The organism is Gammaproteobacteria bacterium (assembly GCA_015709615.1).
GTDB lineage: Bacteria > Pseudomonadota > Gammaproteobacteria > Burkholderiales > Nitrosomonadaceae > Nitrosomonas.
In genome coordinates this window covers 2,721,929-2,746,875 of the sequence record CP054179.1, presented here as the reverse complement: position 1 = coordinate 2,746,875, position 24,947 = coordinate 2,721,929, and the positions used below count along the sequence as shown (strand labels likewise).

Sequence of the window (24,947 nt, the reverse complement as noted above, 5' to 3'; positions counted from 1 at the left end):
TCCAACACTTAGTCAGCTATGTCCGAACAACTCAAACAACTCCGCGATCAGATCGACGCCATCGACGACCAATTGCTGCAACTCATCAGCCGGCGCGCCGGGTTGGCGCAACAAGTCGGCAAGATCAAAAAGAGCGGCATCATTTACCGGCCTGAACGCGAAGCGCAAATTCTGGCGCGCATGCGGCAACACAACCCCGGCCCGATCAGCAATGAACATATCCAGCAATTGTTTACCGAAATCATGTCGCTGTGCCGCGCGCTGGAAAAACCGATGAGCGTGGCATTTCTCGGTCCGAACGGCACTTTCTCCGAGGAAGCGGCGCTGAAACGCTTCGGCAACGCGATCAGCGAAGTGCCGTGCGACTCGATCGACGATGTGTTCCGTACCGTGGAGTCGGATACCGCCCATTACGGCGTGGTGCCGGTGGAAAATTCTTCCGAAGGCGCGGTTGGCAGAACCATGGATTTGCTGCTGCAAACCCCGCTCACCATTTGCGGCGAGATTCAGCTGCCGGTGCATCAGTTTTTGATGGCACAGCAAACCGATCTGACGCACATCAGCAGGATTTATTCGCATCCGCAATCGCTGGCGCAATGTCATCATTGGCTCACCGCCAACTTGCCGCATTTGCCCAGTTCCGCGCTGATCCATGCCGCCAGCAACGCCGAAGCCGCACGCCAGGCCGCCGCCGACAAACAAGCGGCAGCCGTGGCAAGCAAAAGAGCGGCGGAATTATTCGAACTGACGATTTGCGCGGAAAACATCGAGGACGATCCGAAAAATACCACACGATTTTTAGTCATCGGTAAACAATCGGTCGATGTCTCGGGAAAAGACAAAACCTCGCTGATCGTATCGACCAGTAACCGTTCCGGTGCGATTTACACCCTGCTCGAACCGCTGGCGCAACACGGCGTCAGCATGAGCCGCCTGGAATCGCGCCCGTCGCGCACCGGGTTATGGCAGTACGTGTTTTTTATCGATCTGGAAGGACATCAGCAAGACGGCAATGTCGCAGCCGCATTGACCGAGTTACGTGAAAAAGCAGCTTTCATGAAAATCCTCGGGTCGTACCCGGCATCGTAACCGCCGATTGCCCTGTCATCTTGAGCCTATCGAACTCATCCGACTTTTCATTTCCGTTCTTTTAATCAATAACCATACTAAATCTTATGAATCTTTGTGATTTTGCTCCGGAATATATCCGCTCGATCCAACCCTACCAACCCGGCAAACCGATTTCGGAACTGGCGCGTGAAATCGGCCTGGACGAGTCGTACATCATTAAACTGGCGTCCAATGAGAACCCGCTCGGCACCAGCCCGCTGGCGTTGGACGCGATGATCAATACGCTGCATGACGTCGCGTTGTACCCGGATGGCAGCGGCTATGAACTGAAAGCGGCGTTGTCGAAACGCTACGGCGTCGATCCCGAGCAAATCGTTTTGGGCAACGGCTCCAACGACGTGCTGGATCTGGCTGCGCGCGTGTTCCTGAAACCGGGCGCCAGCGCGGTGTATTCGCAACATGCTTTTGCCGTGTATCCGCTGGTCACGCAGATGATCGGCGCCAACGGCATTGCGGTTCCCGCGCACGATTACGGTCACGACCTGCCCGCGATGCTCGACGCCATCACACCGGAAACGCGCGTCGTCTTTATCGCCAGTCCCAACAACCCGACCGGTACCTTATCGAGCGAAGAAGACTTGCTGCGCTTCATGGAACGGGTATCGCGCGATGTGCTGGTGGTCATGGACGAAGCGTATTACGAATACCTGCCGGAAGCGAACAAGCCGGACAGTATCCAGTGGCTGAAACAATTTTCCAATTTACTGATCACGCGCACGTTTTCCAAAGTGTACGGCTTGGCGGGTGTGCGCGTCGGCTTCGGGTTGACGCGCCCCGATGTCGCCAATCTGATGAACCGCGCACGGCAACCGTTCAACGTCAGCAGCATCGGCCTGGCCGGTGCGCTGGCGGCGTTGCACGACGCCGAGTTCGTGCAGCGTTCGTACGCATTGAACCGCGCCGGCATGCTGCAACTGACCGACGGCTTCCGCAAAATGAGCATCGAATACATTCCGTCGTACGGCAATTTCATCAGCTTCCGCGTCAAAGGCGAAGCCGCCAACACGCCGAAAGTGTATCAAAGCCTGCTGCGCCAAGGCGTCATCGTGCGCCCGCTGGGCATTTACGAAATGCCGCATCACCTGCGCGTCACCATCGGACTGGAAGCGCAAAACCGGCGCTTCCTCGAATCGCTCGAGCACGCCTTGAGCGAGCTGGATTAACCTTTCACCACTCCGTCGACAACCATGACAACTACCGTGGCTCTGAATAAATTGGTCATCATCGGCGTCGGTCTGATCGGCGGATCATTCGCGCTGGCGCTGCGTAAAGCCGGTCTGGTCAAACATATCACCGGTATCGGCCGCAGCCCGGCCAACATGCAACACGCCATCGAGTTGGGCGTAATCGACGAAATCGCCAGCGATACCGCAGCGGCGCTGCACAATGCCGATCTGTTGTTCCTGGCGATGCCGGTCGGCCAGACGGCTGCGACCATGGAACACATTGCTCCACACCTGCACGCCCACACGATCATCACCGACGCCGGCAGCACCAAGCAGGATGTCGTCACCGCCGCACGCCACTATCTGCCGCTGCAAAGCCGCCACCACTTCGTTCCCGGCCACCCGATCGCTGGTGCCGAGCACAGCGGTGTGCAAGCAGCGCAAGCGGATTTGTATACCCACAAACATGTGATCCTGACACCGCTACCGGAAACCAGCACGCAAGCTGTCGAACGGGTGCAGCAATTATGGCAAGCCTGTGGCGCCAACGTATCGCTGATGCCCGCGGACGAGCACGACCGCGTGCTCGCCGCGACCAGCCACCTACCGCACCTGTTGGCGTTCACGCTGATGAATCACCTCTTTCACAGCACCGGTCATCCCGAAAGCCTGCTGCGCTTCGCCGGCAGCGGCTTCCGCGACTTCACCCGCATCGCCAGCAGCTCGCCGGAAATGTGGCGCGACATTTGTCTGGCCAATCGAGAGGCGTTGCTTGAACAGATTAAGGCTTATCAGAATGAGTTGAACAGCCTGCGGGAAATGCTGGAAAAGCATGATGGTGAAGGGTTAGGGCAAGCGTTTTTACAGGCGCGGGAGATGCGGGAAGATTGGTTGAACAAGAAAACTTATTCGTAAAAGATCGAGAATGTTCGACGCCAAGCTTAATTTATTCTCAAAAGAATATATGAATTGTGATTTTCTCTATCGGGCGGTACAAGATAATCCAGATTTCACAGACATCAAAGAACATGTATCTGAATTATGGAAAACTTATCATCCATATGCAGACCCCCAATTCTCGCGTGAGTTTTCACGTCACTTCCTACAGAGATATTGGGAGCTCTGGCTTGGTGTCAAATTTATTGCTGCTGGTTTAACTCTTAATAGAAATTCAGGTGTAAGAAATCTCAGGGTTGTTTACAGAGAGGTTGATTGAAATAAGCGTTGAGTATTTCATAAGGGGTAGCATTATTCAAACTCTTGAGGCTTAACGGTATTGTAGAAGTTAATGAAACGGAGAAGCTGAATGCGTCGATCGGCGCTGTCTTTAAAGTGAATCTTACTGTGCCACATATCCATCAGGGTGCGGATAACCCGCTCAGCTTTACCGTTGGTTTGCGGACGATTGATACGGGTAAACTTCTGACCGATACCGTGCTGCCTGCAAGCTTTGACAAAAGCATGGCCGTCAGTTCCTTTAAATTCTTTGCCGTTGTCAGAATAAGCATAGTCGATCTGGTAAGGACATTGAGCAACAGTGCTTGTGAGAAAGCAAGCTGCACTATGCTGGGTTTTATCGGGAAGATATCGGCATACAATTCCCTGGAGAAATCATCGATGGCCACAAACAGGTACTCGCGAGGTTTATTGGCAGACTGTCCTTTCAATAATGGAAGCCGCTTGGTATCGAGGTGAACGAGCTCGCCCGGATAAGATTTGTTATAGCGCTTCGCTTCGCGCTTGAGACGTTCCTGGATGGTTTGCTCTACTTTAGCCAAACGTTTGAGGCCATACTGCAGTGTCTTGAAGCGCTGATTGGTACTGCTACGCGGAGTAAATTCCTGGAGTCTGGCTCGTTTCAGTACGTCATAAATCGTTGGCCGGCTGACGTGAAAGTATTCTGCCAGCTGAACTACCTTCCACAGCCGGGTTTGATACAGCCGCCAGATTTCCTGACGATCCAATAATGTTAAACGAGTGCGTTTGTGTATGTTCATCTACAGTATTCTCCTGAATACTGTAAACAACGCTAGAAATTCTTACACCCTATATCCTTGCTATCAATGTCGGTGATATTCCATTTATTTTCGTTGACGAGAATCCCCCAACTCTGAGTCATGTCTGCCTCGGATTTGGAGGAATCGCATATTCAGGTAGCTCAACACTTATATCTCCGTTCCCATTTATCTATCGTAAGAAATATCCGAATGATCCTATTAGTACAAGAATTTTCTATGACCCAGAATATAAATGGATATCTGGTATATTTTTGTCTGATGTGAATCCCTTTTATCTACCACAACGTAATCATATTCAATTCCTCCACAATCCTAATGCAGATATCAGAATTCCGTTAGGATGGTTTCCATATGGCTCCGAATGGTACTGCAACAATCAAAAACTCATCAACCACAAATAAACTAAAAATCAGTGCATAAAGTACAGCGTTTGTATGGCAACAATAAGCAAAATATATGCGCCATCTTTGTTAATTCTTCTTGAAATTTAGCTCTACTATTTTTAGTTACTCCCACCAGATTTACCAGGCTGTTTACCCGCCGCGCGCAAATCGACAATCTTATTCAACAGCTGAAACCAAAACGGCGCACCGAGCGATCCGGCGAAAGTCGTGATCAGAATCCCCATGATTTTGACCAGCCATTCCATGAAACCGAATCCCTCGGCAGCCCATTGTCCATCCGGTTTCTTCCAGCCGATGGGCAGATGCAATTCTCTGATTTGTCCGATCAAAGCACCGGCAGTTCGGGCGGACTGTTCAATCCTTTTGATCGCGGCAGCGTTTGTGGCGGCAGTATCCGCTTCCACTTGATTGTCCGGTAGCTCTGGCGATTTATCATCCCCGTCTGCTGGCGGTTTTTGTTCCGCCGGTTGCTGCGCCATCAAGCCGGCAATATCCGCCGATGACACCGCTTCAACCAATGCTTGCCTGAGCGCGATATCGGTCCACAGAGTTTGGGAAATTTTGATGGCATCGATGTTCAGCGCAGTACATACGATCAGCGCAACGGCAAAAATGACGATCTGTGTTTTCTGTTTGTACCAGCCGCCCACGCGATCCATCGCATCGTTGTACCAGCCTTCCAAGTTCTTGCGCGCTTTTTCGGCATCATCCCCGGCTTCATGCAATAACAGGAGGATCGACCGGCCCGCTTCGGTTTTTGCATACAAGCCTTGCTGTTCGATCGTCTCGATTAACGCTTTGTTGTCGGCCGGCAGCTTTCCGGTATTGCCGGTCATGATGTCCATCAATGCCAGGGTAAAATTCTTCGGCGGAATATACGATGGTTTTTGCCCTTCCTTTGAAAGTCCGTTGATCAGCGGATGCTTATAAAGATCGTCGGCCAGCTTGTTGCCATCACCCGATTGCAGCAGATTTCCCAGCCCCGCTTCGAGATTTTTTGCCCGCAAGCGCAAGAATTGCGCGAGCATCTCGTTGATCGCGGAACACAGCAGACTGATCAGCACGAACAGAAACACCATGCCCATGGCAATATCCAGTATCGAGGAATTCAGCATATTTTCACCATTCTAGTTAGTCGTTTTGCGTCATTTTGCATCGAAAACATCGGATCAAAAACTGATGACTTTGTTTGACAGCTTTTTTGCTTTTCAGTATAGTCGATTTCATATCAGGGTTAAGATTTTTCCATAACATTAGAAGAATCAAATAATAATAAAGGGTTACCCCGTTATTAGTCTCACACCAACCCGCCCAAAGACCCTTCACCGGAACAGGTAACAAATCAGCAGTTTTCCGCTGATCAGCAAGTTCAGTCAAATTTAAAACGAAACAACCGGGATTCACCGGTAATTGGTGAATGTCGTACCAGCATCACTGCATCTGATCGTTTCTCGTCCATCCTTGATAACGCGAATCGATGAGTTGAATTACTAAGACAAGCGAAACCGGGCGCATCGCCCAGTGCATCGGGTTTTATTAATAGGCGGTTACTATGGCTACAAATGTCTCTTTCAAATTAGCAGGTTATCCTGAAAGCATCGCCCGGCAATCCGCAACAACCGCATTGCCGCGAGCCGGTGCGATGATCAGCAATTTAAAAAGCACAAGCCGTTCGCACCACACCCATTTCGGATTGGGAACATTGGGTTTTCTTGCCGCCAAGCGCGGCGCACCGGATTGGCAATCGTTGGTATTGGTGTCCAACCGGCATGTCTTGCTCGCTCACGGTGCTGAATGCGGCGACATGATTTTCCAGCCGGATCACGAAGAACTCGGCGATCAAGTCGTGTTTGACGCGCCACGCTTAAATGCCGTTGCCAAAATCGATGATGCCGGACTGTGCGAGCATTTTTCCTATGCCTACCCCGGAGAAGCCGAGAAGCCCTATTTCATCGACTGCGCAACTGCTGCGTTGCTGTTAAAGCAAAGCAAGAATCCGCAACAAATTCACACCAAAACACAGCATTTCAGCAAAGTGGCCAGAGTGCATCCGCACGATACCTTCGCGGGACGGGAACTCAAAGTGCGCTTGTCAGGCCGGGATAACACGGTGTGGGGAAAAGTCATCGACAGCCAAGCCACGGTTGAAACGGTGAGCGGCGAGCGCTGCCATAACACATTGGTAATCCGCGCCACCCCCGATCACAAAGGCGTACTGCGGCCGTTCTCACGCAACGGCGATTCCGGCGCATTGCTGATCGACCAGTATCAGCGCGCTGTCGGATTACTGTGGGGCAATCACCTGCTCGATCCCGCCATATCGTACGCCTGCCATATCCATCCGGTGCTCAGTTATCTGCAAATTACACCGTGGTGTTTCGATTTTTGCGCAGCGCAATCAACTCAACAGGATTAACACGATGCAACGGAAACATTTCATTCAATCGACGAACGCTTGCTGCGTCGGATGGAGGTAACGCCAATGGATCAAAAAGAACTGGCTGCATTACACGCGGAAGCCGAGGCCGAACTGAAAAAAATTCCCGGTGTTATCGGTGTCGGCTACGGCTTGAAAGAAGTCGGCGGCAAAACCACGAATCAGGTTTCGTTTCGCGTTTACGTCAAGGAAAAGCGCAAACCGGAAGACTTGAATCCGGCCGATGTCATTCCGAAAGAATACAAGGGTATACCCACCGATGTGGTGCTGGTCATTCAAACCAAACCGTTGCATTGCGAAGACTTGGATCAACATTCACCGTTGATCGGCGGCATATCGATTACCAATTTCAAAACCAATGCGTCGAACGACGTAGAAATAGGTACGTTGGGATGCTTTGCCACGTTGAACGGTGTCAGCGGACCGGAAAATGTCGTACTGCTCTCGAATAATCATGTTCTTGCTGCCAACAGCGCAGTCAATGGCGATACCATTTATCAACCCCGTTTCATTAGTAGCGGCGGAACCATTAGTGTAGACGCCACCCAAGAACGTCGCAATCCCATTGGAAAAATACACAATGTCGGGCAAAAAGCGCCTTACTCCTACACTTACCCCAGCGAAGGCGCACAAGACTATTACCTGGATTGCGCTATTGCCAAATTGGATATTTGCATTTCCAGCTGGTGCCACACCAATTGCGGCGTGTCGTACAAAAACGAAATCCGCGGACTGAATATCGGCGGCAACAGTAAATTGGAAGATATCGCCCGTGTCGCACAAAGCGATCTGAGCGGCGGCGATTATGTCGTGTACAAAGTTGGCCGCACCACCAGCAAAACGACAGGCAAGGTCATTGACCCCATCGCCATCGAAGCTGCGGGCGGGCGTTTTTTACTCATCGAAGCCACTCAGCCGGATTGCAACGGCATATTGCAATTTTCCGCACATGGCGACTCGGGTTCCGCCGTAGTCAATGCGCAAAACAAAATCATAGCGCTTTTGTACGGAGGCGATGCAAGTAACCCAGCCAGATCGGCGGCTTGCCATATCCACCCGATCATGTCATTCCTCAGCATCACCCCCATCACCACCGCCAATCCGCCGGTCGGCCCCGCCGGGCAAACGTTGAACGATGTCGAAGGCATTTTCACCGGCATCAACCACACCATCGAAGTACGCGAGCGCTTTTTAAACACGCGCAAAGGCGCGGAGATTTACCAGCAGATTCTCGATCACCGTCAGGAAGTCATTGCACTCGTCAACCATCGTCGGCCGGTCACGGTGGCTTGGCATCGCAGCAAAGGTCCTTCGTTCTTGGCACACTTTGTCAACAATGCGCGCGATCCCGCGCACATCATTCCGTTTGAAGTGGAAGGCATCAGCCGCGATCAGATGATCCGGCGCATGGCCGAGGTGCTCACGCAGCATGGCAGCGAGTCTTTGCAACAAGTTGTCCGCCACTACTTTGACGAAGTGATGGGATTCATTAACAGTTTCGATAACCTGCACGAATTCGTTAAGCAATTTGAAGATGCATCCGGCTCCGGTGACTTCAGCGATCACATCGCACGCAAGAAGGAGACCGTCGATGTCAAATGAAGTGGATACCTTACAGCGCGTTCTGCTGCAAATCTCCAACGTATTGGAGCCGCTGGAGCGCGAGCTGAATAGCACGCGCGCGGTGCAAACATTTGCCGAACTCGGCATCACGCTCAATAGCGGCCAAGTGTCGTCGCTGGCTTCGCCGATGCAAGCGCTGGTCGCCAGCAGCAAAACCGTGCTGCAAAAAGCCGGGGATTTGGTGGAAGCCATCGAAGCGGAAAATATCGAGCAAATTGTCGCCATCAGCGTGGAACTGATCAGCCAGGTCATCACCGCAATCCAGAAAATCGACCAATTGCAAACCGCCGTGCAAGGCATCGGCGGTATTCCGGCCAGTGTTTCCAGTCATTTTGCCGAACGCTTGTTCAATTACTTGCTCGTCCGCGCGCTGGATGCCGCCAACGGCGTCAACGAGTTTCTCGAGTTGCTGGGCATACTCGAGCGGCAACGCAACAATGTCGGCTCCACTGACCCGGGCAACCCGGAATTCACCATCTCGACCTTTCATTTCAATGAGCTGGGCAAATGGCTGGAATCGCCGGTGACCGCCTTGCAGTCGCATTACAACTGGGGCAGCAACAGCCTCGACGCAGCGAATTTGTTGCAGCGGCTCGAACGCTTGTTGCTGCATCTCAAAGCACCAGTTTTTTATGATGACACGTCGCCCACGCCGATTCTCGAAGCGGTCATTTTTCAACTGCGGCCGCGCACCGATCTCAATCCTAATGGCTTGAGCTTATCGGTCCGGCAGAATCTCAGCCCCGGCAAAATCGAATTTGCCGCCGACGATTTAAAAGTCACGCTGGATTTGCAGGCCACGCTGCCGTTCGGCACGGAATTAGTGATCCAGCCACCGGCCAAGTTTACTTTCCAGACTACCAGTCCGGCCGATACGGTTTCCGGTTCGTTGAATCTCAGCGTCAGCGCCGATCGCACGCAAGCCGCAACGCCTTATCTGCTAATCGGCGACCCGGACGGCAGCCGGCTGGAAGTGGGTAAATTCGGTGTCAACTTTGGCGGCCGGATTCAAGGCAGCGGCGGACAATCGACGGCCGATTTTACCGTCGGCGGTGAAATCGGCGCCGGTAAGCTGTCGATCTCGTTTGCCGATGGCGATGGTTTTATCACCGATATTTTGAGCGGTATCCAGCTTAATTCCGACTTCGGCATGATGTTCGGTTACAACAGCAGCGACGGTCTGTTTTTCGTCGGCAGCAGCGCGCTGGAAATCCAATTGCCGCTGCATCTGAATCTCGGCCCGGTGGAAGTCAGCGCGTTAACTTTTTCCGTCGGTATCGAAAACAACAAATTCCCCACCGCCATTTCAACGGATATCAAAGCCGCGCTGGGCCCGCTCGCTGCTGTCGTGGAAAACATCGGCTTGGCCATCGATTTCGCCTTGGTGGACAACCGTAGCGGCAACGCCGGGCCGGTCGATATCAGTCTGGGCTTCAAGCCGCCGAACGGCGTCGGCCTATCGCTCGATGTCGGCATCGTCAAAGGCGGCGGCTATCTCTACTTTGATTTTGACAAGGAAGAATACGCCGGTGCGCTGGAACTGATGTTCAGCGGCATCGTCACGGTCAAAGCGATCGGCCTGATCACCACGCGCATGCCCGACGGCTCCGAAGGTTTCTCGCTGTTGATCATTCTCAGCGCCGAATTCGGCACGCCGTTCCAATTGGGTTTCGGATTCACTTTAAACGCCGTCGGCGGATTGCTCGGCCTGAACCGCACCATGGAACTGGAAGTGATCGCCGCCGGTGTGCGCACCGGATCGATCAACAGCATCATGTTCCCGGACAATATCATCGAGAATGCGCCACGCATCATCAGCGATCTGCGCCAATTCTTTCCGCCCGCGCAGGATGTGTTTCTGATCGGCCCGATGGCAAAGCTCGGCTGGGGAACACCGACACTGGTGAGCGCATCGCTGGGTATCATCGTCGAGATACCGCCGGGTAATATCGCCATTCTCGGCGTGCTGAAAGTCGCGCTGCCCGACGAAGACGCGGCACTGATCATCATTCAGGTCAGTTTCATCGGCGCGCTGGAAGTCGACAAGCAACGCTTGTGGTTTTATGCCAGCCTGTACGATTCGCGGGTCATTTTTCTCACCATCGACGGCGATATGGGGTTATTGATCGCTTGGGGCGACAAGGCCAATTTTGTCATCAGTGTGGGCGGTTTTCACCCCTCCTTTAAGCCGCCTCCACTGCCTTTTCCCAACCCCAACCGGATTGCGATCAACATCCTGAATACCTCATTCGCGCGCATCCGCGTGGAAGGGTATTTCGCCGTCACCTCAAATACCGTGCAGTTCGGCGCCAAGGCGGAAGTTTATTTCGGTCTCAGCGCGTTCAATATTTCCGGTCATATCGGCTTTGACGCGTTGTTCCAGTTCTCGCCGTTCTACTTCATCATTACCGTTTCCGCCTCGTTCGACGTCAAAGTGTTCGGTGTCGGCTTGTTCGGCGTGCATATGCGCGGCGAACTCGAAGGCACATCGCCGTGGCATATCGAAGGTGAAGGCTCGATCTCGCTGCTGTTCTGGGATATCGACGTACCCTTCAGCCACACCTGGGGCGAGGATGAAAACACCACCTTGCCGTCCATCGACATCATGCCGCTGATCACGGCGGAATTCGACAAACTGGACAACTGGACAGCCGAATTACCGGTATCCAACCAACTGCTGGTGTCATTGCGCACGATCGAAGGCAGCAGCGATTTGATTTTGCATCCGGTCGGCGTGTTGCGCGTCAACCAGCGCGCCATCCCGCTCGATCTGGATCTCGACAAGGTCGGCAATCAAAAACCGAAAGACGCAAAACGGCTGACTGTCGAAGTGGTCGACACCGGCTTGGCCAAAGTCGCGGACACAAAAGAATCGTTTGCCACGGCGCAATACAAAAACTTGAGCGACGCCAATAAATTGAGCGCGCCCTCCTACGAAAAACAAAATGCCGGCATCGAACTGTCGGTCAGCAACCAGCAACTAAAATCGTCGGCAGCGGTTAAACGCGTGGTGCGCTACGAACAAAATATCATCGACAACAATTTCATTTCGCTGCTGATCCGCTTTGTCGCCATCGGCGCCGAATTTTTCAATCACTTCCTGGGCCGCAATGCCGCATCGAAATCGGCACTCTCGGCAAGTTACAAGGTACAAAAAGCGCCGGTCGAGCAGAAAATCGTCGTGAAGGAAACCGGTTACGTGGTCGCTTCGACGATGAACAACAGTCCGCATAGCAAAGACGCTTATTTCGCCACGCACGCGCAAGCGCAAGACTTTCTGCGTAAGCAAGTGAATCAGTCGCCCGGACTGCAAGATAATTTGCACGTCATCCCGAGTACGGAAGCGGCACCCTTGCAGGAGGCGGCATAATGGCGATCGGCACGTATACTTTTCTCCCGTGGTTACGGCAAGGCGTTGCCAATAATATTCAGTCGGCGGATCTGGATGCTTCGGTCAAAACGCGCGCCAGCGTCGCCGTCAGTCTAAATATCAAAGGCAGCGGCGGCGAAGGCGGCGATGTAGCCGCTCCGGTCAATAAGAACGTCGCGCTGTACGGCCCCGGCGACATCATCGGTATCGAATCGCGCGCAGTGATCAAAACCGAACCGCTCAACTGGATTACCAACTTCGAACCGAATTATCTGTGCCACATCGAGTTTTACGACGAAGATTTTCCGTGGCGTTACACCCCCGCCGCACCCGCGGGATCGCGGCTACGGCCTTGGGTCACGCTGATCGTATTGAGCGAAGCCGAGTTTGCCGAAGGCGGCAATATTTCCGGCAAGCCGCTGCCCTTCATCGACATCAAGGCCAATCCGCTCGCAACGGTATTTCCCAAAGCCGAGGAACTGTGGGCATGGGCGCATGTGCACGTTAACAAAAATATCGCCGGCAATCAGGATGCGCCGCAAGCGCCGGACATCAACACCGCGCTGTCGCAACTGCAAACTGTGCTGGCGCAAAACGCCGACGAAGCCTATTCGCGTATCGTCTGCCCGCGCAAATTGACCCCGAACGAACGCTACCACGCGTTTCTGATCCCGACCTTTGAAACCGGCCGCTTGGCCGGATTGGGGCTAAATCCCGACGATGCGCCGCATGCGACATCCTCGGCATGGGGCGAAGGCCGCCCGGCGCCGACGCAATTCCCGGTTTACTACCGCTGGTTTTTCCGCACCGGCTCGCAAGGCGATTTCGAATATCTGGTACGGCTGCTCGAGCCGAAACCGGCGGATAGCCGCGTCGGCCGCCGCGATATCGACGTTCAGAACCCCGGTTCCAACATCAGCGGCATCCAAAATCCGGATCTCGAAGGTGTACTGAAACTCGGCGGCGCGCTGCTCGCGCCGTTAAGCAAGGAAGCCGAGCAGGAAATCGCCAAGTGGGAAAACTGGGATCAACCGTATCCGCATGTGTTCCAGCAGGAATTGGCAGCCTTTCTGAATCTCACCGACGACTACGCCCGGCTCGCCGCCGATGCGGCTAACCAGAATACCGATTTGCCCGCGGAAATTCAGGCCGACCCCGATCCGCTGATCACCCCGCCGATTTACGGGCGCTGGCACGCACTCCGCAATCGCGTATTAAAAGAAGCCGACGGCAGCGATGCACCGAACAATGATAACTGGTTGCACGAACTCAACCTCGACCCGCGTTGGCGCAGCGCCGCCGGTTTCGGCACCGACGTCATCATCGCCAACCAAGAGGAATACATGGATGCGGCGTGGGATCAGGTCGGCGATGTGCTCGAAGCCAACCGCCAAATCCGTCTGGCGCAACTGGCCAAGATCACCGCCAACAGCTGGTATCAAAAGCAAGTATTGCCATTGCAGCAAATCAGCCACGACAAAGTACTGTTCATGACGGCGCCGGTGCAAAAACGCGTCATCAGCCAAGGCATCACGGTTTCTCATCGAATCAAGCAAAGCCTGGTGACGCCCGCGCTGACCTCTGCACCTTTACGGCGCATGTTGCGCCCGAACGGCCGCTTGCAAAAGCTATCTGCTTTCGATGAAAGTATTCATGCAAATAATTTAATTACCCGCGTCAATGATGGCGTTGTCACCGCCGCCCCGCCGCATGTGATCCCCGCTACGTTGCCGTCACTGGATAATCTCTCGCAAGATGCGCAACCGAAGAATGTGCCGTCCTGGTTGCTGGATTTGCTGAAACGTTATCCGTTCATCCCTTACCTTTTGTTGACATTGATTCTGCTGCTGATCGTCGTGCTGGCGGTTATCGGCGCCAGCGCCGGAATCTGGGCTGTAGCAGCGGCGGTTGGCGCGGGATTATTGTGGGCGTACCGCACCGCACAGCGTTTGATTGCGCAAGCCAATCAAGCCGACTCGGTGTCCGAAACCGGGCAAACACCGGCTGCGGTGGACGCGATGCCACCGAGCAGTAATTTTGTGCTGACGCCGGAACTGAATCTGCTGACATTGGATCCCGCCAATCCGCCGCAACCGGCAACCGCCGGCGCAACCGACAGCGCGCAATCGAGCCGCTTTAAAACAGCGCTGAAAGATTCTTACACACTGCTGCAAAACGGCTTGCAAGCCGGTGTCATCCCCGCAGCCGTACCGGTAAATGTCGCCCAACTGGCGACCGATACATTGGTCAAACTGAACCCGGCGGTTACTATTCCAAAATGGACGCTGGGCAACATCCTGTTACCGCCGCATATCATCGGATTGATCGGCGAAAAGTTTGTCGAAGCGATGGCGTACCCGGAATTCGATATCCCGATGTACAAACCGCTGGTCGATAAATCCACCGAGCAGTTTGTGCCAAACCTGAATTACATTGCACAAAACACCATCACGTTATTGAAGACCAACCAGCCCTTCATCGAGTCGTACATGGTCGGCCTCAATCACGAATTCGCGCGCGAGTTGCTGTGGCGCGAATATCCGACCGATCAGCGCGGCTCCTATTTCCGGCAGTTCTGGGACGTCAGCGGTTTCCTGAGTCCGGCCGAAGATAGCGAGCAGCGCCGCGAGGAATTGAAAGACATTCCGCCGATTCACCGCTGGTCGCGATTCTCCAAACTGGGCGAGCACGACCATCGCGAACAAGGTCTGGAAAACGAGGAAGAATTGGTCCTGGTGATTCGCGGCGAATTGCTGAAAAAATACCCCAATGCGGTCATCTATGCGCAAAAAGCCAAATGGCAGCCGATCAGCGACACCAATCCGGCGCCGAACAAAAATACCGAACGAGTATTCGACGACAACGTGCCGATCAAAACGCCGCTGTACGAAGCCCAAGTCAAACCGGACATTTACTTTTTCGGCTTCGATTTAACCGAAGAAGAAGCGCGCGGCAATCCCGAAGTCGACGATGAACCGGGCTGGTTCTTCGTGATCAAGGAAAGGCCGGGTGAACCGCGTTTCGGTCTGGATATCGACCGCGAAGGTCCGATTCAGGTTTGGAACGACTTAGCGTGGACAGATGTTGCGCCCGGCATCAGTGACGGCGAATTTATCGACATCGCCAGCGCACCCGCGCGCAGCTTGCCCAATACGGCGCCGGGCGGCACCGCGCAGGAAAAAGCGGAGCAGTGGAAAGAAGATCATTTGCTGAGTTGGACCAATAATATCAACTCGGCGGAACTGGCTTATATCCTGTTCCAAGCGCCCGTGCTGGTTGGCGTGCATGCTGCCGAAATGCTGCCGCGCGACTAAACCTGGCGATCCACGTATGAAAAACTAACCGGCAGAATTTGGCTTATGACCCCATTTAAAGACACTCAAGAGCAGATCGATCAGGCACGGCAGCAGCACCGGCAAAGCCGCCTAGACTGGTCTGTGACCAATGAAAAGCTGCAAAAAAACGAGCGTTTGATCGCATCGTTGCGCCGCCGGACAGACGGCAAAGCCAAGGAACAGTTGCAAGCATTGCTGCACGAGCAGGATGCATTGCGTGGCAATGCCGTCAAATTACAAGCCGAACTTGAGCGTAACCGGCAAGTACTGATTGATCGGGAAGCGCTGTTCGAAGTTTTTTCCGATCCCACTCAAAACATCGCACAACTCAACGATCTTCATCCGATTCTGCTGTTTCCGCTACGCATTGAGACACGCTTCAAAACAGTTTCCAACCCCGATGTGCGCGATGGCGTTCTCAATCAACTATGGGTGCGTGTCTACCCGGACGACATCAGTGTCGACACCTTCGAAGAAATTCCTTCCGAAGTCGAAATCAGCAATACGCGTGTTTATTGGACCAATATCTGGAAAGCGGGCGGCGCCGATAGCGAAAAACGTGCGGCGTGGCAAGCGCTGGTCAAAAGCCACGGCGCGGGCCGGGCGTATTGGTTGAGTCAATTGTTCAAACCGTTGAATCTGACTGAAGAACCGATCAAAGCCGACGGTGATTATCTCCTGGTAATCGTGTCCGAACAGCCGCTGCCCGCTGCCGAGAAACCCATTGTGCAGCAATACTGGCAAGCCGTATTTAACGCCAATAACGATGTCACGGCCTTGGATACGGCGTATGACAAACTCAAAAACGATCTCGGCGAAGCGCGCGCGCAAGAAATCGTCGCTTCGTATCAGCCGCAGAACTTGAACGTCAAACCCGCGCAACCCGAAACCATCACCAACGTGCGCGTTGAATTCCTGGAATTACCCGTTATCAATAGCGTCGATACACAACTGCAAGCTTGGACCAATCCGGCGCGTGTGGCGTTGTTACCGGAACGGTTTGTGGTGATGGGTTTCAACGGTAAGGAACAAACGTTGCAGCACATCGGCCGCCCGGTACCCTCGGAACTGATCGTCGGACCCAATCCCAATGCCCCGGAAGATCAACAGCTACGTCTCGAAGACGACGAACTGATCGTGCCCGATGAAATGAAATGGGCCACCGATTTTGACGAAGCGGTCGCCAAAGGCATGGGGTTCAAGATTAACTTAAACGATATCCAAGCGCGGCGCGGTTTCGACCGGCTGTTTGTGCTCGGTGTCCGGCTCAGCGCCGATGTCGATAAAAGCCGCGAGCAGTTGCAGCAGTTGATTCAGCACCATCAACGCAGCCGCAAAGGATTCAGTTTCCTGATGCAGGGCGCGCCGACCAATAACGTCGAAGATCAGGAAAGCAGCTACACTTGGTTCAGCGATGCCGATGCCAGTTACGATCATTATTTCAATCAGCTTATCACCGACGACGACCCCACCGACTGGCGCACACGAAAGGATGGCCGCTGGCTGGCACACAGCCTTGGACTTGACCCGGCGATTCTGAAATTATCGCCGCAGTATTACGCCAGCGATCAACTGGAAGCCCGGGCGATGAACGAAGCGCTATGGCCAGCGACATTGGGCTATTTCATGGATCAGATGATGGAGCCGGTGTTCAGCGACGACACCATCACCGCTACGCGCAACTATTTCAACCGCTACGTGCTCGGCCGCGGCACACTGCCGGCAATCCGCATCGGCAAGCAGCCTTATGGCATCCTGCCGGCTACACCGTTCTCGCGCATGGCATGGATCAATCGCAAATTGTTCAACAACGACCGGCTGGAACCGCAAATCTCAGGCTCTTTTTTGTTCCTATCCCGGCTCTACACACTCATCAAGAAAGCCGATGAACGTTGGACTTCGCTGCTACCGAACGTGTCGTATGTCGGCAAACCGCAAACCGACCCGCAGCAAGCGTTACTCGATATCGTCGGCTTACATCCCGCATCGGTCGAGTTTTATCAACGCTACGCGGAAAGCGCCGAACAGTTGTACAACCGCTATAAAACTTCCGGCATCAACGGTGCAATTTACGCCGCGATCGTATCGCTTGTGTATACCCAAAGCGGTCTCAATCTACTGGCGCAATTGGGCTATTCGGCGCAGGACAACAACAAGATTCCCGACATTCTGAACAAATTTTTCACGCTCGCCGCCAACTTGCTGAAAGGCCCGTTGATCGACGACCAAGCGCTTTCGGAATTCAATCCGGTGCGGGTTTATCACACCGATGGTTCGAATTACCTCGAATGGCTCGCTGCCGCAGCGCGCAATTCGCACAACACGCTGCGCTTGCAGCAAGGATTCATCGACGACAAGCCGCCAACCGCGTTGCTCTATTTGATGCTGCACCATGCACTTGATCTGTCTTACCTCGATACCAGTTTGCGCTTGCACCTGGAAGCAAATGTGCTGAATCCGCAACAATTTTCACTGGCAAAACGCGAGCCGAAGTTTCTGCATATCCAGGAAGCCGATGACGATAAAGGCAGCCCCTGGCAATATCTATACAAAGCCGAACCGGCGATCACCAGCCAGCCGGATTTGCAAATCGCCGACTTCATTCCGCAAATCCTGACGCTGAAGAATCCCTACCTGAATACGCAAATCAACGCGCTGGAGCGATTGCAACAAACACCCACGGCACGGCTGGAAAGGATTTTCGCCGAGCATATCGATTGTTGCAGCTACCGCCTCGACACGTGGTGGTTGGGACTGTTGAACGTGCAACTGGATATCATGCAACAAATCGCCGGGCAAACGCAGCCGGAGCCAGGCACGACACCGGATCATGATAACGCTGCCGACTCGCATGGTTGCTACTTGGGAGCCTACGGCTGGCTGGAAGATGTCCGGCCGGAAAACAAAAATCTGACACCGGTCAAGCTGACTGAAGAGCTCGATAAAATTTTCAATAAACCCGGGCAAGCACCATTGGCCGCTGACGACAAGAATTTCGGCTACATCCACGCACCTTCGTTGAACCATGCCGTCACCGCCGCGGTGCTGCGCAACGGTTTTCTGGCCAACGCCACACCGAGCAATCCCGACAGTCTGGCGATCAACCTCACCTCCGAGCGCGTGCGGTTGGCGATGAACGTCATCGATGGCATGCGCAACGGCCAGAGCCTCTCAGCATTGCTCGGATACTATCTGGAGCGCGGTTTGCACGATGCCGGCGATTTGTTCCTCGACAGCATCATCTTCGATTTGCGCAAGCAATTCCCGCTTGCCGGCGACCGGCTATCGATCACCGCAACCGCCAGCAACACACCGATCAGCGCAGTGGAAGCACGCAACGTGGTCGACGGCTTGGCGCTGATCGAGCATGTTCAGACGCAAACCGGTACGAACCGGAATTATCCCTTCGGTATTACGCAACTCCCCACAATTACCGAACAAAACAAACTGGATGCGATCAATCGCGAAGTGCAGCGCATCATGAACATCAACGACGCCGTTGCCGATCTGGCGATGGCGGAAGGCGTCTATCAAGTGGTGCGCGGCAATTACGAGCGTGCTGCCGGCACACTCGATGCTTTCAGCAAGGGACATTTCCCGCCGATCCCGGAAGTGGTGCAGACACCACGCAGCGGCGTCACACTAACGCACCGGGTCGGCTTGCACTTGCGTGCCGGATTGAATCCCGGCGACCCTGCAAACAGCACGCCGCGCGCCAAAGGAGAACCGGCCGTCAATCAATGGTTGACACAGTTATTGCCGCCGATGAACGACATTTTTTGTAGCGTCGATTATTACAACCAAGGTAATGCGCAACAGAAGCAACAAACGGTCAGCGCGCAGGATTTGGGCTTGCTGGCGAGCGACCTGATGTATATGTTGTCGAGCGACCAGCAGCAAATGACCGCGCTCGACGACCGCATCCTGACCTACGTGTATGCCATTCCCGGTGTGCGCGTCGACAGCGAGATCAGAATTCAATACCGTGGCAAGCTGCCCGGAAAATTCTCGTTCTTTGAAGTGATGCCGATGCTGCTCGATCTTAAAGCGCTGATCACGCAATCGCGCCCGCTCAAAACCACCGACGTGAAGCTGCCGGACGAAGCATCGCAACAAGATGACGGCGTGGCAGCCATCCGCGTGGAAAAAGCCACCGCGATACGTGACTTGCTGTTGCCGCAACAAACGGCCTTGAACGCGCTGAAAACACAAATCGATACCTGGTTAAACGACCCCGATCCGGCCATCGCGGAAAGTAATGCGCTCGCTCATCTCGATGAAATGATCAACGGTTATTTGCCGGTTGCACACGCGATCGGTCAGTTCGGTCTGACCGGCGCAGCAACCGGTTTTGTACACGATTGGCGGCGTACTCAATTCCTAGCGTTGCTGGAGAAACTGCAAGGCATCGTCACGCGCTGGCAAGCGGCGCTGCTGGAATTCGAGCAACGCATCGCCGATTTCGCCACGCTCGATCCGGCGATACCGGTCGAAGACAAAATGCAGTATCTGATGCAAGTGGCATTATTGATCGTGACCGAATCGATCCCGATCCCGGCATCGAACGATCCCAACGATTTGCTCACCACGCTGAATACCACGCATAAAACGAATTTTCAGAGCAGCCTGACCAATCTTGAAAATCTGCTGGCAAGCGCCAGCCAGGTTGGTGCGTTGTATGCATCGCTGCAAGCCAAGGAAAGCGATATCGCATTGCACGACACACAGACATTGGATATTGCCGATCATAAAAAAGCCATCGTCAGCTTTGCACAAACCTTGCAGGCCAAAGTACAAGCGCTGACGGTGGATATCGACAAGCGCCTGGCAACGGCCAACGGCTTGATCACCGGCGATGCTTCGGCATCCGCCGAGCAACGCATCGACGAATTGACGCGCGCAATCCGGCAGTTGACGCATGAAGATTTCGTCATCCTGCCTGAGTTTAATTTGAGTGCCGCGCATGGCGGCGAATGGCAGCAAAGCTACGATGATCGCGCGCAATTGCTGAATTATCAGAAAAATGATCTGGGTACGGATTTTCCTGAAGACAATTGGTTGTACGGTATCGCCCGGGTTCGGGAAAAATTGCAACGCTGGGAAAGCGTTATGCAGTTTGGCGAGGCACTGAACAATGTCAGTCTAAATCTGACGCCGTTGCAGTTTCCGTATCGCGCCGACGATCATTGGCTGGCGTTGCAATATCCCGATACCCAACCCGGCACGGGCGAGCCGTTTGTGATCGACGGCGACAAATTGCTGTACACCGCGCATTATGCCGATGCTTTCGCGCAGAGCGCAGCGGTCTGCGGATTATTACTCGACGAATGGACCGAAGTCATTCCCACCACGCAGGAAACCACCGGTTTGACGTTTCATTACGACCGCCCCAATTGCGAAGCCCCGCAATCGTTGCTGCTGGCGTTACCGGCCAATTTTACCGGTCACTGGCAGTGGCAGGATCTGGTCGATACTTTGCACGAAACCTTGGACATGGCGCGCAAACGCGCCGTCGAACCGGCGCATTGGAACGAAACCGAGTACGCCCGTTTCCTGCCTGCTGTGGTTTCATCGGTAACCCGTTATCCAATCATGATGACACTCGATCTGGCCTTCAATAACGCAGTGCAATTCAAATCCAACGTTGAGAGTTAGCTATGAACGATTTTATTGCGATAAAAAATATTCAGGAAGTGCTCGATCGCAAAGTCTTGTTACCCACGGTGGTACTGTGGAACCGCCTGGAAGGACGGCCACGCACCAAAAACTTTATCCGCGCGCTGCGCGCGGAAGTGCGCGATCCGCTGTGGATGCTGTGCAAACAGTGGCAAACCGGGGAATTCAAGGGTGACGACGCCGGATCGCCGATCTTTGCCAAGGTACATATGACTACCACTGAGCTGACCAAATATCAGCCGGGCAATGCCGCCGCGCAGGATTTTGACCGGTCGGCGCCGCTGGAAGCGATCGTCGAACAACGGCCGCTACCCTATAACGGGCAACAACACATTCTGTCGCTCGATATTCGTTTGCTGATGGGGCGGCAATGGCTGAAGTATTTGCAATCGGCCGGTTTGTCGGCGTTGAAACCGCAATACCTGCAACATCCCGGTTATCGCATCGCCGAACCCGATCCCGCCAGCCGTAGCGATGCTTTTTTAACCGCGCATCCGGCGGTGTGGCAAAGTTTCTCGGCCATGGCGGGGCGCGCCATGGATGGCGCCAATCTGTATTTTTATCTGAAAGCCGACAGCTCGCACTACGCCTACGACGGCATCACTTTGGCGAGTGACGGCGATAAAATCATCATCGATGATCTAGCCGAAAAATTCGTGCAATGGTACGAACAATTGTTTTATCAGCCGGATCAAGGTCAAAACGACGCCTGGCTGCCGCAGCAACTGGAATATCAATTTGCCGTTTCGGCGCCGCAGAATGGCACGGAAAAAATCATGACCGCCGAGGAGTATTACCAAGGCCGGTTGGATTGGTACAACCTGGACGTCGATCCGGCCCGGGAAAGCTTGAGCGATGGCAATGGCGATTCGGTGGCAGGAAAATCCACTTTGTCGTTCTTTCCGACCGCGATTCAATTCGAGGGCATGCCGAACACGCGCTGGTGGACGTTTGAAGAAGGCAAAACCAATTTCGGCGACATCAAACCCGATACCACCGATATCAACAAGCTGCTGTTAATGGAATTCGGCTTGGTGTATGCCAACGATTGGTTTCTGGTGCCTTTTCAGTTGCCGGTCGGCAGCATCGCCAATGTGCAAGGACTCGCGGTCACCAATGTGTTCGGCGAAAGAACTTGGGTCACGGCATCCGGATCGGGCAGCGATGAAGACTGGCAGCGCTGGGCGATGTACAACCTATCGGTCAAAGGCAGCGATGACGTTCGCGCCGATACCTCGCTGCTGTTGTTACCGACTGTGCCTAAAATTCAGGAAGGAAAGCCGTTCGAAGAATTGTGGTTTGTGCGCGATGAAGTGGCCAACATGGTGTGGGGGATCGAAAAAAATATCCCATTGGCAACCGGTCGCAGCAAACCGGGCAATGAAGCAGGACGTGAACTCTTCAGCCGCCTGGAAAGTATTCTGGATGGCGAAATCGAGGGGGGATTGGTTGTACCGGACATTCCGGAAGCAAGCGCCGCCATCCGTTATCAACTGATGCAAGGCGTACCGGAAAATTGGATTCCGATGATTCCCGTGCATCTCGACAACAACAACCGGGAAATCCAATTGCAGCGCGCGTCAATGCCGCGCATCATCCTGGGCGATCCCAATCCGCCGGAAAAAATCAAACCGCGCACAGTGCTATTGCGGCAAGGGCTCGATCTGCAACCGCCGCAGCCTTATTTTCTGCACGAAGAGGAAGTGCCGCGGGCCGGTATTCAAGTCACACAAGCGTATCAGCGCACGCGCTGGAACAACGGTCAGGTCTTTTGCTGGCTCGGCGTGAAAAAACAAACCGGCCGTGGCGAAGGCAGCAGCGGTTTGGCGTTCGATCGCGTCAAACCGGTTAATCAACGGCTGCGCCCCGCGCTGCGGCCGCCATCAAAATAACCTTATGAAACCAAGGGCTTTGCCGCCTACCCGGGCAATCGGTGTCCACCCAGGCGGCAAAGAAAGACCACACTCACTTCGATAAAATTTCGGGCTGAAAAAATTATCATCAGCAGTATATAATTTTTGTTTTCATCTTTTACCCGATCAAAATGCAGGAACCTAAACCCCCGGTTATTGAACCATATACCTTTGTTTTCAAATGGAAGCGCTTTCTCGTACATTGTGCGATCATGGGTTTCTGTATATTCCTGGGTCTGATGACCTGGTATTTCGGTAAACCGCCCAGCGTCCGTTTTTATGAAACCAAATCGGAAGAACCGCTTACCGCTCCATTAACATCCGGTATCGATATGGCTCTGGATACGCGCAGCTCCGTTGCCGTCAAAGAGAGTGAGCCGCTGCAAGTGGAATTGTTTAAAGGCAATGTTTACTTTGACATCCAGAAACATGCCACTCAGCAACTGGAAGTGAAAGTCGGCAACACCATCATCAAGGATTTCGGCACCCGTTTCAGTGTTGAATTACATAAGGACGGCACCGCTCATATCGCAGTGGCGGACGGACATGTCAAACTTCACGTCGCAACCGGGGTATATCAGATCAGCTCACTGGAACAAGCGGATTTTGACGACATCAAAGTCAGCAAACATCGCCTCGTAACCGAGCGGGAAGTCGCACCTTGGCGCTCCGACCAATAATCTGATTACAATTGCTCTGGAAGAACAAGAAAAGCAGAGGAGCATAGGCTCCCCTGCAGATAGACTTACTTAATTAAGCGTGTTTACGGCAGCTTGCTACGAAACCCAGTATACCCAACCCAGCCAGTAACATAGCGTAGGATTCGGGTTCAGATACCGGAGTCAAGATTGCGGAAGTCAGGAAAATTCCGTCTTCCGGCTGATTCGGAAAGAAACCAATATCGCTGGTATTGAATGCACCGCTCGCACTATCCCAGAAGATATGATACATGTGGTGATTACCCTCATCAGTAATAACCGCGTCACCCTTGTATGCCGAGAATTCGCTTACATCCGCTTTGATCACATTGACCGGATAATTCGCTGCATAAAAACCTTCCAGCGGATTGCCACTATCGCCTAAATTTAACGGAACAAAGCTCAACATTTCAGGCGTGCCAAAATGCAATCCGAGATCAGTCTGTGCGCCTCCCGGGGTGATTGCAGTGAGTTTGCCGGTACCTTCTGATACAACTACCAAAGTATGGGCCGGAATACTACCGAACGCCTGAGGAGTAAAATCCAAGCCTTCCGCATCGCCACCTACGTTTGCCAATAAATTGACGGATCCAGTGCTATCGACTGTATAGACATTACCTGTTTGCGTTGTTACCAGCATATTAAAACCGTAAGCACCATAAGGATCAAATGCAATGCCACGAACATCTCTGCTTAATCCAGAAGCGAATAATGACTGTGTCAATCCGTCGTTAGAGAAACGGTAAATATTGCCCGCCGCTTCTGATCCTGCAAATATATCGCGCGCTGCGTTTGATCCAAATCCACCCAGTCTGAGTGAGCTGGAGACATATATTTCGCCAATACTGCTACTGCTGATAGGCAGTGGCGAGCCAAAAGGCTGCAGACTACCGCCAGCAAGATCGGTTTGGTAAAGTTGATTATTGAAATAGTTTGAACCTACGAATTTATTGCCAGCATATGCGAATCCAATGGATGAGCCGCCCATACTGCCTACAAATGTATTAAAGCTGACGGCGAGTGCATTGCCTGTCCACAATAATGCCAAGCTTCCCATTACTGATTGACGTTACCAATTTCTTTTTCATTTTGTTCTCCTGTCGATCAAGGGTGAATTATTTTTATTCGGTAAATGATCATAAACTTAAAGAATCCCTTCAATAAGGGAAGTCTATA

General features: G+C 53.4%; 13 protein-coding genes and 1 pseudogene. 11 read left to right on the top strand and 3 right to left on the bottom strand.

Going from position 1 to position 24,947, the window contains the following annotated elements:
• Positions 1 to 18 precede the first annotated feature (18 nt).
• The 4 genes from pheA (at position 19) to HRU77_12990 (ending at position 3,513) form a co-directional block, all read left to right on the top strand.
• A complete protein-coding gene (gene pheA / locus HRU77_13005) occupies positions 19 to 1,089 on the top strand; it encodes a prephenate dehydratase (GenBank protein QOJ21515.1) in 1,071 nt (356 codons plus the stop codon).
• Positions 1,090 to 1,175: 86 nt separating this feature from the next.
• Entirely contained in the window at positions 1,176 to 2,294 is a 1,119-nt protein-coding gene (locus HRU77_13000) for a histidinol-phosphate transaminase (protein QOJ21514.1), read from the top strand.
• A 24-nt stretch (positions 2,295 to 2,318) separates the two neighbouring features.
• The gene (locus tag HRU77_12995; protein ID QOJ21513.1) at positions 2,319 to 3,212 is read left to right on the top strand and encodes a prephenate dehydrogenase/arogenate dehydrogenase family protein; all 894 of its coding nucleotides are present in this window, start codon (positions 2,319 to 2,321) and stop codon (positions 3,210 to 3,212) included.
• Positions 3,213 to 3,222: 10 nt separating this feature from the next.
• On the top strand, positions 3,223 to 3,513 hold the full coding sequence (locus tag HRU77_12990; protein QOJ21512.1) for a hypothetical protein: 291 nt from the start codon (positions 3,223 to 3,225) through the stop codon (positions 3,511 to 3,513).
• Here HRU77_12990 and HRU77_12985 read toward each other — a convergent pair.
• Together HRU77_12985 and HRU77_12980 are read right to left on the bottom strand one after the other, a co-directional pair.
• Positions 3,485 to 4,294 (bottom strand): annotated as a pseudogene (locus tag HRU77_12985) (transposase family protein). The gene HRU77_12990 and the pseudogene HRU77_12985 sit on opposite strands and share 29 nt — an antisense overlap.
• Before the next feature lie 523 nt (positions 4,295 to 4,817).
• A complete protein-coding gene (locus HRU77_12980) occupies positions 4,818 to 5,834 on the bottom strand; it encodes a hypothetical protein (protein QOJ21511.1) in 1,017 nt (338 codons plus the stop codon).
• A 437-nt stretch (positions 5,835 to 6,271) separates the two neighbouring features.
• On the opposite strand from HRU77_12980, the gene HRU77_12975 reads away from it, so the two are divergent.
• From HRU77_12975 to HRU77_12945, 7 genes are all read left to right on the top strand, one after another.
• On the top strand, positions 6,272 to 7,135 hold the full coding sequence (locus tag HRU77_12975; protein ID QOJ21510.1) for a hypothetical protein: 864 nt from the start codon (positions 6,272 to 6,274) through the stop codon (positions 7,133 to 7,135).
• A gap of 66 nt (positions 7,136 to 7,201) precedes the next feature.
• On the top strand, positions 7,202 to 8,758 hold the full coding sequence (locus HRU77_12970; protein QOJ21509.1) for a hypothetical protein: 1,557 nt from the start codon (positions 7,202 to 7,204) through the stop codon (positions 8,756 to 8,758).
• A complete protein-coding gene (locus tag HRU77_12965; GenBank protein ID QOJ21508.1) occupies positions 8,748 to 12,149 on the top strand; it encodes a hypothetical protein in 3,402 nt (1,133 codons plus the stop codon). Before HRU77_12970 ends, HRU77_12965 begins: the two co-directional genes overlap by 11 nt.
• Positions 12,149 to 15,463, top strand: coding sequence for a hypothetical protein (locus HRU77_12960; GenBank protein ID QOJ21507.1), 3,315 nt, complete (start codon positions 12,149 to 12,151; stop codon positions 15,461 to 15,463). Before HRU77_12965 ends, HRU77_12960 begins: the two co-directional genes overlap by 1 nt.
• Before the next feature lie 45 nt (positions 15,464 to 15,508).
• The gene (locus tag HRU77_12955) at positions 15,509 to 21,139 is read left to right on the top strand and encodes a hypothetical protein (protein QOJ21506.1); all 5,631 of its coding nucleotides are present in this window, start codon (positions 15,509 to 15,511) and stop codon (positions 21,137 to 21,139) included.
• 2 nt (positions 21,140 to 21,141) lie between these two features.
• Entirely contained in the window at positions 21,142 to 23,052 is a 1,911-nt protein-coding gene (locus HRU77_12950) for a hypothetical protein (GenBank protein QOJ21505.1), read from the top strand.
• Positions 23,053 to 23,204: 152 nt separating this feature from the next.
• Positions 23,205 to 23,753 carry a FecR domain-containing protein gene (locus tag HRU77_12945; protein QOJ21504.1) on the top strand — a complete coding sequence of 183 codons (549 nt, stop codon included), beginning with the start codon at positions 23,205 to 23,207 and terminating at the stop codon, positions 23,751 to 23,753.
• A 73-nt stretch (positions 23,754 to 23,826) separates the two neighbouring features.
• Here the strand turns inward: HRU77_12945 and HRU77_12940 are convergent, their stop codons facing one another.
• Positions 23,827 to 24,828: a PEP-CTERM sorting domain-containing protein gene (locus HRU77_12940; protein ID QOJ21503.1), complete on the bottom strand. Its 1,002-nt coding sequence runs from the start codon at positions 24,826 to 24,828 to the stop codon at positions 23,827 to 23,829.
• Positions 24,829 to 24,947 lie beyond the last annotated feature (119 nt).